9 protein-coding genes are annotated in these 11926 nt (G+C 59.6%); 6 read left to right on the top strand and 3 right to left on the bottom strand.

From position 1 onward, the window contains the following. The first annotated feature begins 668 nt into the window (after positions 1-668). The 3 genes from CXZ05_RS21960 (at position 669) to CXZ05_RS21950 (ending at position 6099) form a co-directional block, all read left to right on the top strand. Positions 669-4313, top strand: a complete 3645-nt coding sequence (locus CXZ05_RS21960; RefSeq protein WP_102974571.1) for a hypothetical protein — start codon at positions 669-671, stop codon at positions 4311-4313. Between the two features lie 119 nt (positions 4314-4432). After that, positions 4433-5533, top strand: coding sequence for an ImmA/IrrE family metallo-endopeptidase (locus tag CXZ05_RS21955; RefSeq protein WP_079598755.1), 1101 nt, complete (start codon positions 4433-4435; stop codon positions 5531-5533). After that, positions 5530-6099, top strand: coding sequence for a hypothetical protein (locus CXZ05_RS21950; RefSeq protein ID WP_079598756.1), 570 nt, complete (start codon positions 5530-5532; stop codon positions 6097-6099). The genes CXZ05_RS21955 and CXZ05_RS21950 overlap by 4 nt, the downstream gene beginning before the upstream one ends. Before the next feature lie 437 nt (positions 6100-6536). Here the strand turns inward: CXZ05_RS21950 and CXZ05_RS21945 are convergent, their stop codons facing one another. Then, positions 6537-7490 carry an HNH endonuclease signature motif containing protein gene (locus CXZ05_RS21945; RefSeq protein ID WP_079598757.1) on the bottom strand — a complete coding sequence of 318 codons (954 nt, stop codon included), beginning with the start codon at positions 7488-7490 and terminating at the stop codon, positions 6537-6539. 195 nt (positions 7491-7685) lie between these two features. Between CXZ05_RS21945 and CXZ05_RS21940 the strand changes: the two genes are divergently transcribed. Genes CXZ05_RS21940 through CXZ05_RS21930 form a run of 3 tightly spaced genes read left to right on the top strand, consistent with a single transcriptional unit; the run spans position 7686 to position 9762 of the window. Then, positions 7686-8165 carry a competence protein CoiA family protein gene (locus CXZ05_RS21940; RefSeq protein WP_146033138.1) on the top strand — a complete coding sequence of 160 codons (480 nt, stop codon included), beginning with the start codon at positions 7686-7688 and terminating at the stop codon, positions 8163-8165. Continuing rightward, a complete protein-coding gene (locus CXZ05_RS21935; protein ID WP_102974569.1) occupies positions 8162-9229 on the top strand; it encodes a hypothetical protein in 1068 nt (355 codons plus the stop codon). The genes CXZ05_RS21940 and CXZ05_RS21935 overlap by 4 nt, the downstream gene beginning before the upstream one ends. Positions 9230-9255: 26 nt before the next feature. Continuing rightward, complete coding sequence (locus tag CXZ05_RS21930; RefSeq protein ID WP_139386279.1) at positions 9256-9762, top strand: HAD domain-containing protein; 507 nt, start codon at positions 9256-9258, stop codon at positions 9760-9762. Between the two features lie 18 nt (positions 9763-9780). On the opposite strand, the gene CXZ05_RS23620 is transcribed toward CXZ05_RS21930, so the two are convergent. Continuing rightward, on the bottom strand, positions 9781-9978 hold the full coding sequence (locus CXZ05_RS23620; RefSeq protein ID WP_079598760.1) for a hypothetical protein: 198 nt from the start codon (positions 9976-9978) through the stop codon (positions 9781-9783). Between the two features lie 230 nt (positions 9979-10208). Continuing rightward, the gene (locus CXZ05_RS22910; RefSeq protein WP_146033137.1) at positions 10209-10538 is read right to left on the bottom strand and encodes a hypothetical protein; all 330 of its coding nucleotides are present in this window, start codon (positions 10536-10538) and stop codon (positions 10209-10211) included. Positions 10539-11926: the final 1388 nt, after the last annotated feature.

Raw genomic sequence — 11926 nt, 5'->3', positions numbered from 1 at the left:
GCGCCGAGGTCCCGCCCAGCGATCATGGGGCATATCAGAATGACAAGCAGCGATGGAACTTCCACTTGTCTATCGAAGCGGAGGAGTGAAGCGGCATGACCTACTGAAAGGGCGAGCCAAATCTGTAAGGACAAAGAAAAACCGCATCCCTTCCTTTCGGGATGCGGTCGTAGGTTGAAGGCTTCGACGGGCGGAAATCGGGGTGTGGACAATGTCCACACTTTTGGTCTCAGATCGGGTCCTACTGCCCTCGGACTACTTCGGATTCGGCATGTTTTCGCGGGTTCCCAGTGTCTGCAATGCCTGGAAGGTAGTTCGAGTCCCACCTCGGGCACAGTGTTTCCGCAGGTCAGAGGCTTTTTGTCCTTTTGGTGTTGACAAAGCTTGACTATTTTGATCAATCAGCGTATACGACTGCGCTTACACTTCATGCCAGCAGCGGTCTACGACGCAACACGCCCTATTGCTGTCTGTGCCCACCGGTAGTGTGATGCCAACCAGATCATGTAGCAGTAAACAGGGGTAATTCAGTGAGTCATCGGTTGCCGCACCTTGCCAGTCAGATCCAAATCGAACAGTGGGGCGAGACGCAGCAGGCGCAGTCGCGACTTCCGAATCTTGTTCGAAACCTCATCGCGGACTTGGTTCCTGATGTTCAGGAATTGATCATGCCGGGCGACGAGCACGTAAACCTGTCCGGCTATGACGGAATTGTCCAGTCGCCGGTGCAGACTCCCTTTGTTCCACGAGGGAGGAGTGTCTGGGAGTTCGGTGTTGGTGGGAACCCAAAGGGTAAGGCTGACGCCGACTACGAGAAGCGGACGAAGGAGCCCTGTGGCGTCAACCGATCCGAGACTACGTTTGTTTTTGTCACTCCTCACCGGTGGGTCAATGGGCGAACATGGGCCCAGGAAAAGACGGCGCTCAGTGACTGGAAGGCCGTACAAGTGAGGACAGCCTCTGATCTGTATGGCGCCTTAGAAAGGTCACCGCGGACGCATGTCCGCTTTTCTGAAGAAATTGGAGTTCCTGCCAATGGAGTTCAGAGCCTCGACAAGTGGTGGGAGAACTTCACGAGGGGTACACGGGGGCTACTTCCCCCTGAATTGCTCACGGCGGGTAGAACCTCGGAAGCCGCGCGACTGCTTGCATCGATAACTGAGGAGCCCGCGCGGCTTCTCTGGATTGCGGCACCCGATCCGGATGACGTGTTGAGCTTCGTGGCCGCCGTTGTACATAGGGCCAATCCCGTAATCAGGCAAGACATCCTGGATCGGACGCTGATTGTTTTCGATCCCGGAGCACTTGCATACCTGGGCGAGACGGAAGGGTTACTGATTCTTATCCCATTTGAGGAGTCCCTTGTACGCCGGGCTGACCTCATAGCTGGTCACCACATCATCTTGCACAGCTCGTCAGGAACGACGGGGGACCTCGAGCTTCCCCGAACCCCTATCGGAGAAGCTGAGAAAATCCTCAAGAACCTTGGCGTCGAAGACGACCGGGTGAGCGACCTGGCCCGGGCGATCAACAAGAGCGTCCCGCTCTACAGGAGACGGCTGACAGGTGTGCCGAACGCGGCAACCGTCATAGTGAGGGCCTTTGCGGACGATTCCATCGCACGTAGAGCGTGGATGCTGGGGTCATGGAACCTCAGATCGCCCGGCGATGTCGCGGCCATTGAGCGCATCGCCGGCGATGCTGAAGCCTTTCAAAAAGCCACAAACGCGCTGCTCGACGGAGCCGCGCCCATATTCACTCGAGTTGGTTCGGCATGGAAGATATTCGACCGACTCGATTCCGTAGGTCAGGTCGTTGCCAAGGCCACAGCGGATGATCTGACATCGCTCGAAGCTGTCGTGCAAGAAATTCTCGGAGCCGTTGACCCAAAGCTCGACTTGCCCAGAGACGAGCGATGGAGGGCTGCTATCTACGGAAAGGTTAGGAACCACTCCTCTGATCTTCGGAAGGGCCTGGCGACTACGCTCGCGCAATTTGGCTCGTTGGAGGGCGACGCTAACCGCGTAGTGGGTGGACAGACTCTTGCTGGCTGGACGCAGCTGATGGTCAGGGCGCTCCTCCAACGAGCGAACGAAGACGATACAGGCAAGGTGTGGGAGTCGCTGTTTGACGTGCTCCCACTTCTGGCCGAGGCTGCGCCCGACATTTTCCTTGAAGAAGTTGGGGTGGCGCTGGAGCCTGGCAGCGCGCTAGGTGCGGGCTTGTTCCCCGACTCTGAACGCGCCTACTTGTCACCAACTAGCCCACATGTCTATCTTCAGTGGGCCCTCGAAGTTCTAGCGTGGTCTCCGGTGTATTTCAGCGAGGCGACGCAGCTCATCATGCTCCTGACAGCGAAGGCGCCGAATGACTCGATAACAAACCACCCGACTGGCGTTCTTATAGGGCTCTTCCTGCCCTGGCGGCCCCAGACTTCCGCGTCGCTGAAGTCTCGGAACACGGTTCTTACCAAGTTCGTCAGGAACAATCCGGCTGAGGCATGGAAACTTGTGCTTGCCCTCTTCCCTCGCCGGCATGGGTTCGTAACAGCATCCGCCGGCCCGGAGTTCCATGACTGGAAGAAACGGGCCACTGAATCGAATGTATCGATGCCCGACTACGTGAACTCGGTCGACCGAATTGTCGACCTGGGCATTCAACTTGCGCGGCAAGAGCCGCCTCGGCTCGCCGCCCTGGTTGCCAAGATCGATGAGTTGAGCAGTGAACCGCGTGATCGGCTATTGAGCCTATTCGCGGAGCTCGGCCGAGAAGGAACACTGGACGAAGCGACTTCAGAGACCGTATGGAAAGAGCTGTCCTCGTTTATCCGGCGGCATCGCGAGTACAGCGACTCCGAGTGGGCCCTCGACGAGGCCGCCCTAAAGCCCCTTGACCAGGTCGCTGAACTTTTCCAACCTGCAACGCGAAAGGAACAGGTCCTATGGCTCTTTGACTACCGCCCGGAACTGGGCGACATCTCACGAAGAGACAACTATGAGGAATACGACCGCGAACTTCAGCGTCGCCAGACCGCTGCCGTCGAGGAAGTGTTCGTGCAGAGTGGCCTGCAGGGGTTGCTTGACCTCGCCTCCACTGTAAGGAGGCCCTGGTCCGTAGGTTATGCAACCACTCAATCTTCGAGCGTTCGGATCGATGAGAACGACCTGGCCTCACTCCTAGTCGACAAACGCGCAGGGGTCCTGGAATTTGCGCGGGCCGCGATCGCGAAACTTGCCAAGGAAGACGAAGAAGTCATCGTGGCAATGGCCAAAAAGCATACAAAACCACCGCTACTTGCGGCCCGGATCTTGCAGACCGTTGACGATCTCTCGGTTGCGTGGGCGGCCTTGGACCAATTGGACGAAGCGGTCAGCCGACACTACTGGGCGGAATTCCAGACCCATGGACGTGGCGAGTTTCTGCTAGTGAATGAGGCTGCTCGCCGGCTCGGAAAGCATAAACGCCATGCGGCTGCCCTGGAGCTGATGGCGATGTACTCTCACGGCGGCAAGGTCTACTTGGATCCTGAGCTAATCCTAGAGCTCTTTCACGCCTCCTCTGCCGAGGACCCTGAGGCCGGAACTCTTTCGGAGTACGAAATCGGCGCCTTACTTGACTACGTCGAACGAGACGGCGCCATCGATACGCAGCGGCAAGGACTTTTGCAGTGGAAGCTACTTCCCGCTCTCGACGACTCTACGAGCATCAGGGCGCTCGAGTCGTTGATAGCTGATTCAGCTGAATTTTTTGTCCAGATGATCAGCTTTCTCTATCGCAGAGGCGACGAGAAGGAGGAAACCACTGTCCCAGAAAACATATCTTCGAACGCGTGGAATCTTCTAAACCGCTGGACGATGATTCCGGGATCTGATCCTGAGGACGGAATCGTTGACGAGAGCGCGCTATATCGATGGGTCGGGGAGGCTCGCCGACTCCTCGAAGAATCGGGTCGCCTCGACGTTGGAGAAGCGCATATTGGTATGGTCCTCGCCAGGGCCAGGCCTGATACTCGGGACTCGATTTGGCCATGCATCCCAGTGAGAAATTTTTTCGAGAGTCAGAGTAGCGAAGTAATCAACCGGAATTTCAAGGTCGGCATCATCAATAAGCGAGGCGTGACATCGCGCAGCTTAACCGAGGGAGGCGAGCAAGAGCGAGTACTGGCGAAGGGATTCCTCGATGACGCCCTGGAGCTTGTGGATGAGTGGCCGAAGACAGCACGACTCCTACGTGAGGTCTCCCAGGTCTACGAGGCGGATGCCCGCGAGCATGACGAAGAAGCTCAAAGGATTCAAGAAGGCTTCGGGCTCTAGTGTGAGGGCGGGCTTCAGCGGCTCGATGTATGCCGTAGGAAGTTCTGCGATGCGAGGCGCCGAGGCAGTCCATAAGGCACTGCAATTGGGAAAATCCCAATTGCAGGTAGAATTGAACCATGACAACCGTGGGGGAACGTATTCGGCAGCGCATTGCTGAGCTGCAGCTTGCCGCGCCCGAGAAGGAGATCGCGGCTTCCGTCGGCATAACTCCAGATGTGTTTTCCCGGTCCTTGAACGGGAAACGGACGTTCACGAGCACCGAGCTGGCGCACCTGGCTGAGCGGCTTTCCACCTCCATGTACTGGCTCGCTACGGGTGAAGCGGACCCATTCGAGGCGAGGATAGCGGCCCGTCACGAATACGACTTCGTAAATGGCCGGTACGTGGACGACCAGGACGGAAGTACCCGGGTCACTCTTGATAACATCGAGCTTGCCTACCGGCAGGTCTATCAGGGCAGGAACGATCAGCGCACCAAGGTCGCTAACCCCGCTGAGGTTCGGGATAGGCTCGGCGAAGATTTCGTTCGCGACTTCGCGGCCCGGGTCGAGGAGACCCTGGATATTGACGTCGTGAGGGTGGAGGGCGTCCGAAGCGCGTATTCGCTTCGGGCCGGCGGCCGCTACTGCATCGTTGTTCCGCGCAGCAGTAACTGGTTCCACCAGAACAGTTCCATCGCCCATGAGCTCGGACATATCTACCTCGGCCACTTTAACGCCTCGGATGAGGCCGCATCAGAGGCCAAGGAGGGGCCTGCTTTCGATTTCGGGGCGCAGATCCTCCTTCCGGCCGACCGGATGCGCGCGATGGACTGGACCACCGCGGGCCGCATTGATGTTGTCAATTTCCTGTGGGATTCAGGGGTGTCCACCAAGTACCTGGCCAACCGGCTGCGGAAACTGTCGCTTCCTTACAGTGATGAGGTCCGGAACCTTCTGAGCCTGTCGACTTTCGACGTGCTCAACCGGCCGCTGGAAGGCAAGTCCTTCACGCCGTTCGCAGTCGGTGCGCGTACCCAGCGGGCCGCGGAGCGTCGTTTCCCCGACGCTCTAATTGCCGCTCACATGGAGGCAGTCGCGATCGGCAAGGCACCGAAGGAAACTGTTGCCTGGATGCTGGACGTGGCTCCCGACGACCTCGACGTTCACCCGATCCAGTCGCAGCCTGTAGATCTCGACGACCTGGCTGCGTCACTGGGTTTGGCGGCCAACGGTTGAGCGTAGCGCTGTTCCTGCCGGACAACACCGTCCTGGTGAACTTTGCCCGGATTGGGCGCTTTGACCTTCTGCGCCTCGTGGCCGCAGGGCGTTCCACATGGTGTTACACCGTTTCCCAGGAGTGCGAGAGGAGTTCCTCGGTTGAGGGCCTGGAGCAGCTGACAGAGGCCCCGGGCATTTTTGGCGAACCGTTGAAGTTGGAAACGCCTGCGGAGTATTTGGACACTCAGGTGTATCAAGCCCAGCTCCGCAAACCCGGTGATGACCGGGCGTCAAACTTGGGTGAAGCTGAGAGCCTTTCAATCATTTCGAACCGAAGGCTGGATGCAACGTTTGTCACTGACGACAATGGCGCCCTTGGGTTTGCCGTGACTAATGGCATTAAGCACATGACGACATGGGATCTGCTCAAGCTCTTCGTCAGGGTTGAGAAGCTGGACCGCAGCACGGCGTGGCATTATGTTTTGGAGCTCGGTGGGCATAGGCGCCGATACGAGGAGTTGCGGGACCGGGAATCGTTTTACACATGGCTCGAATCGGCCGACTCGTTACGCTACATCCCCTGATCTTTCCGCAAGCCCCGCGGGATGACGCCCGAGGCTGCCCAACCGGGAAGCGGCTCGGCTGACGGTCTTGGTCGCACTAGGTACGGCTGGGTATTGTCTCAGTCAGTACCACATCTCCGGAGCACAGACGGTCGCTGTATTCACAACGGCGGTACAAGTTGTTGTCTCAGCAGTCCTCAAGCAAGCCCTGACTGCGACGACCGGGGCATTTGATGAAACTCGGCTACGTACGCATGTCCACTTCAAATCAAAACGCGAGCATACAGATCAAGGCGATTTTGAACGACCCGGAAAGGAGGGAGTGGCGGGTGGACTGTAGGGGCGGATCTGTGATCGACGCAATGAACCGTCCATGAGTCCACCCTCAGAGAGCTTCTGGTGAGGGAGACAGGCCACAACATTGCTTTCGACGGCCCCTGCGGCTGGCACTGCAAGTCTCAGGGCGTGTTAGCTTCGACGGCCAGATGGTGCTGCCGATGCCAGGCGAAGTAGTCCCGCGACCGTTCGTCATGAGCGAGGCAGCTGCGGCCGAAGAGATACCGCAGATGGTCCCCAATTTGTCCGTGCCCCGGTCTGCCCGCCTCGATGGTTCCGTCAGTGCCGACGATAAGGTAGCCGCGCTCAAAAAGCGCATCGCAACCGAACAGGCAAGCCAGCATGGACACATTGCGAGTGTCCATGCGCTCCCCCTCGGAGCACTTCGAGCGGGGTTTGATGTGGGCGGCAACCAGGAACTCGTCCGGATAGGAGCGCCCGCAGAGAGAGCACGAGCTGCCCCGGAGCTGCAGCTGCTGGTTTCGCAGGAAGCGCTGCTCGGTCCGAACGGCGGCGAGGGCCCATGTGTCACTGGGACCGCCTAGGTATTGCTCGGAAGACCACGCCCCGTCCAGCTCCTTGTCTCCACGATTGTCGATTTCCAGCCCTGCGTGGTGCAGCAGTTTCAGGGCGGCATCCCGGTCAACCGAATACACGTAACCGTTGTTGGAGCCGCCTTTCGCCGTGACCGGGCCCCGGCCCGGCGGCAGGATCCGGTAGGCGTCTTCCCGGAGAATCCGGACTTCGCAGAGAGGCTCGGTGAGCACCAGCATGCCGTTCGTGTCCGCTGGCTCCTTGTAACCGCGCAACGGTGGATAAGCAGGCGTCGGCAGCGTGGACACAAGGCTGATGCCCTGAACTGCAGGGCTCTTGAAATTCAGTACGACATCTCCCGGCCGGACATAATGCAATGTCTCCCAAGAGGCGACGCGCTGCCCGCCGGCGCCTTTCAGAGGTGCCCACAAGGTGCCGTCGAAATAGACATGCCGGAAGTTCAGGGACTGGAATGCCCACCAGAAATTAGTGGCAGGACCGACAGGGACGGTGATCGGCGTGTCCTTCGTTGAACGGGTCATGCCTTATTCATACCGGAAAACGCAATGGCGCCTGAGGATCCTGCAAAGGGTCTGCCCAACCGGCGTGCCCTGCTCTGTCCGTAGCAGCGGGCTCGAATCTTCAACCGTTCTTGATGGCGCCGTTGGCGGACGGCAGGTAGATTGACCGCCAGGCGACAAAAGGGCGTCGTGTTGGGGGGATCTACGTTGCAGCTGGTGGCGTACATCAATGGTGAGCGACTCGATGCGACTGAAATGGCTCACCGGCCGTGGCGTGATCTGGTGAAACATCCGCGCTATGCGGAGCTGGTGCTGATTGAATGCGGGCTGCGGGCCAAACGGGTGACCTCACACATGGGCCGCCAGTACTTCGCCCATTACCCGAACCTTGAGTGCCCCGTCGTGCACAAGTCGGAGACGCCCCAGCACCTGGCCATGAAGCAGGCGCTGAAGGACAGGATCAACGCCGCCCCGGGGTGGACCGCGCAGGTGGAGGCCGCTCATCCCCAGCGGGCCTGGACTGCCGACGTCTTGGCCACCAACACGGACGGCCGGCGGCTTGCGTTCGAAGTCCAGCTCTCGCAGCAAACCGAGGAAGAGTTCGTGCGACGGTCCCAGCGTTACGTGGACGACCGCATCGGCCCAGTGTGGGTTGTCCCCAAGCCTTCGATTGGTTCCGGGTGCAGCTGCCGATGATCGTAACGGGCTTCGGCAAGACCAGCGACCTGCCCGGGGATCCTGCCGAACTGATGGAACTGCTCGACCACCAGCCGCTCATCGGAAAGATGGCCCGGTCCGGGGCGATAGTGGACGCCGTCCTGCAACCAAGGTTTACGTGGCCTCACGGGACGCCACGGCTCCAGTGGGACACCATCCAGCGGCTGGAGGCTGAGCGCGCCGAAGCAGCGGAGGCCGCCAGGTTGAAGGCTGCTCAGGAAGTCACAGCGAGACAGCTCGTGGGCCAAGAGGAGGTGCAACGTAAGGCGGAAAGGGACTCGCTGTTCGCGGTTCAGGCTGTGGCACCAGACGTCGGGGCTGTACCCGCAGTTAAGGCGGGGATGAATGTGTGGGCGAGCATCGTCAGGTGTTCTGGCTCCGGCCACCCTTTCCTCATCTGGCGGTTGCTGGAGCCGCCGGCGAGGATTGATCTTCGCCCTTACCGGCCGGGCCCTGAAAGTCTGGACCGTGTCCTTGTCCCGGTCGAGGCCTGGCTTCAGGCCGCTGGCGGCTCGCTGGTCCGAGCCAAGTTGGTCACCGTGAACCGGCCCGGTAAGCCTCTGGGGTTCGCATGCCCGACATGCAACGACCTTGTTCAAGGGCGGTGGGTGTCTTCGATACCAAATTCGAAGTGGTCAGCAATTGCCGAACGTATACAGGCGGAGGTTGACGTTCCCAGGCCGCCGGAACCGGGCTCGCGCCCTGGGCCGCCAAGGGAGCAAACTCCCAGGCCTCAGATGGTGCGCCGGCCGGCGCGCATTGAGGAAGGCCACCCGGAGTTCATCGGCCCACGGCCCTGGGCCCTGTGGATGTCTGAGGCCAGGGACGCGACCGAGATCGCCGCACGCCAGGCGGCCAAAGATGCCAGGGCGGTACGACTGCGGGAAATCAGCGAGAACCCACGCTACATCGGCAGCGCCAACGGATTCAGGTTCCAGTGCAGTGACTGCGGCGGAACTTTCGAAGACGACAACGAGGGTATCCACGCGGACGCCCAGTGTCTGGCGCGTGGCAGCAGGAACCCAGCTGGCAGTTGGCGATGACGGGCGGTCGTGAAAGGGTCGCACCCATGAAGCCGATCATCCTGCTCGACATCGACGGTGTTCTCAACCCGGCGCTCCGGTCGCGGCCGGGTACTGTCCGACCTGACCCGTTGCTCTCCTGTGAGAAGAAAGCACTGGTACGGCGCCTGGCCAGGTGCGGCCGGATCGCGTGGGTGTCGACCTGGCCGGCAGAGATGACAGCCGACTTGGAGGACCAGCTGCAACTGGACGTGGAGCCGCTGCGGGTGACGTTATTGCTCCGTGCCGCGGACGAGGCCGACCCGACGCCGAAGCTGCGTTCCGTGGCACGGTGGCTGGCCAGGATGGAAGCGGCCGGCGAAGCTGGCTGGGACTCGGTCGTATGGATTGACGACGTCCTCGGGCCGGATGCCAGGAAGTGGGCCCACGGTCACCACCAGCCGGTCCTTCTGGAGAAGCCAATACCGGACCAGGGACTGACCGAGGCGCACATCGTCGCAGTCGAGGTGTTCATCGAGGGTGGCGGGGGAGGAGTCGAAGCTCCGGCCCCCTGAAGAACGGACGGTGCCGGGCTACCGGGGCGCGGCGCCGAGGTACTCCTCCAGGGTGATGCCTTGGGTGGCAATGTCGGTGGTGAGCGGCATGCCGACGAAGCGCAGATGCCAGGGCTCGTGGTACTCCGGAAAGCGGTGGAAGGCGACCTGGCTACTTGGCGGGATCCGTACTGCAGCGCGGGCTACGGCCCCCCCTAAATTCTGGCTGCCCGTCATCGCAGAGTCCTTTGGCTGGGCAGAGGGGCTGACGGTAGCGATTTGTTTGTGCAAGATTCGTAAGGACCGTATAGACGCTGGACTGCTAACGGGCGCCCCACCACGACGGGTCAGGTGTCAAGGGTTCCACCACGGGCTCCGGCTGGGATACCTGTATGGATTCCACCTGAGAACAAATCAACAGCAGGCCGCAACGGACAGCCCCAGAACTTCCCTGCTAATGCCTCTTCCTACCGCCACTCAAACAGGTCTGTCTTCCAAGAACTTCCGTTCCAAATGAGACGGCAGTTGTACAGCCGTGGCTCAGGGTTATAGTTCACCCACGTACTTAGCTTGTAGGTCTTGATTGAAGGCTCATATACATCACTGCGGTCTTGTCTCTCCCTGTCGCCGACGCTGTCCTGAATCATCCGCTCGCAGGTTTCCTTGGCATTGCTCCATGTGTTTGCAGGATTATTCCGTGGGTCTGATGCTGTGTGTATCCAGGAACTGATGCCAAAGTATCCACCGATGACAGCGGCGATGATGCCCCAGATAGCAAGTTTCTTGAGAGGACTCATCCTAGGAGGCTGATGCTGAGCCGGAGTGGCAAGCCGGCGTTGCTGGGGAGGGCTCACTGGGGGAGTGGGTGTTTGCCAGGACTCCAACTTAAAAGGCTGCTGTGGCTTAGGTTCCGGGCCGTGTTGATTTTCCAAAAGTTCCCCCAATATCTAGATGAACGACAGCACTCACCAAAGAATGCGCTCGTGGAGTGAATCATATGGTCAAGCACCCACAATTGATGGCTACCTCGAGCTTCGGTATCAGGAGAGAGGCATTTTTCTTGATACCGGGGAAGTGCCGCCATCCTCACAGGGACTGCGAAAAGAGTTACGAACCAAGAGCGGGGTGCTAAGACAAACAACTCACACACCTGTTATTGAGGCAAGATAAACGCGGTGTGTTGCGCAGCGGAGCCAACGACATCGAGGATTTCATCGCCGAGGTGTACCGGCGCAGCATAGACCGGATCGCTGGAATCAATTTAGTAAGGCCCATGACCCCTAACACAAAACGACTGCCGGGCCCCCTCGAAATGGGGAGCGGCAGTCGCTCTGTTTGTTCAGAATCTGTCAGGAAGGGCGTGTTGACAATGTCAACAGAATCGCCGCCGGACTGGGCCGTCCATCGGCCGTACTAGCTCGGATTCGGTACGTTTCCGCGGGTTCCCAGTGTTTACAAGGCCTGGAATACAGTTCGAGTCCCACCTCGGGCACAGTGTTTTCCCTGTTCAGGGGGTTTTTAGCCTCTGACTGTGCACATTTTGTTCACTTGTGGGCCCCTTCGGGGGCCTTTTTCTATTGGTGGCCGGTGCTGTGGCCGGTTGCCTCCTTCCATCCTTGGAGCGACGGGTTGTTGTTCGTTACCAGTTCATGGGGGTTCATGCCTGGGCCAACATGACCTGTGAGATTTTCGGTGCGAGTTTCTTTGGTGCGTGGCCGGGTGTTCAGTAGGTTCCTCCTTATGGCTGTTGGTGGCTGATCTGCTTATCCATGGTGGGTGCGGGGGAGGACGACGTGACTTGTGCACCACCGGTGGGGAATCGGTGTCACCAGGTGCTGACAGGCAGTCCGATACTGCCCGACGGCGGGCCAACGGTGCCCACGTTGTGGCCCATGATGCTCACCGCCCTTCTTCCATGGATCGAGGGTTTCCGTCGACAGCTGTTTATGGTTGCCCTGGGAGTCGACGACGTGACGCTGTGGATTTTTTTCCACGGTGTCCAGAAGCGAGGTTCCGCTGCCTGGCTGGTCTCTCATGGTTGTTCATTACCGGCCTGTTGGCTGACTGCATGACGGAATGATGAGCCGCCGAATCACCCCCTTAGTGGAGGAGAGCCGATAGGTCAGGCTGTGGTGCGGCTATGTCTTCTGAGGTGACTGGCCTGCAGACGTCCGAAAGCGCCGCC

Source organism: Arthrobacter sp. AFG20, from assembly GCF_002892795.1.
Lineage (GTDB): Bacteria > Actinomycetota > Actinomycetes > Actinomycetales > Micrococcaceae > Arthrobacter.
Note: the sequence above shows the minus strand (reverse complement) of the source record. Positions and strands in the feature narration are given on the sequence as shown.

Coding starts and splice junctions, on each gene's coding strand:
- CXZ05_RS21955 (WP_079598755.1), top strand. CDS start 4,433: ATGACAACCGTGGGGGAACGTATTCGGCAGCGCATTGCTGAGCTGCAG.
- CXZ05_RS21960 (WP_102974571.1), top strand. CDS start 669: ATGCCGGGCGACGAGCACGTAAACCTGTCCGGCTATGACGGAATTGTC.
- CXZ05_RS21945 (WP_079598757.1), bottom strand. CDS start 7,490: ATGACCCGTTCAACGAAGGACACGCCGATCACCGTCCCTGTCGGTCCT.
- CXZ05_RS21930 (WP_139386279.1), top strand. CDS start 9,256: ATGAAGCCGATCATCCTGCTCGACATCGACGGTGTTCTCAACCCGGCG.
- CXZ05_RS22910 (WP_146033137.1), bottom strand. CDS start 10,538: ATGAGTCCTCTCAAGAAACTTGCTATCTGGGGCATCATCGCCGCTGTC.
- CXZ05_RS21935 (WP_102974569.1), top strand. CDS start 8,162: ATGATCGTAACGGGCTTCGGCAAGACCAGCGACCTGCCCGGGGATCCT.
- CXZ05_RS23620 (WP_079598760.1), bottom strand. CDS start 9,978: ATGACGGGCAGCCAGAATTTAGGGGGGGCCGTAGCCCGCGCTGCAGTA.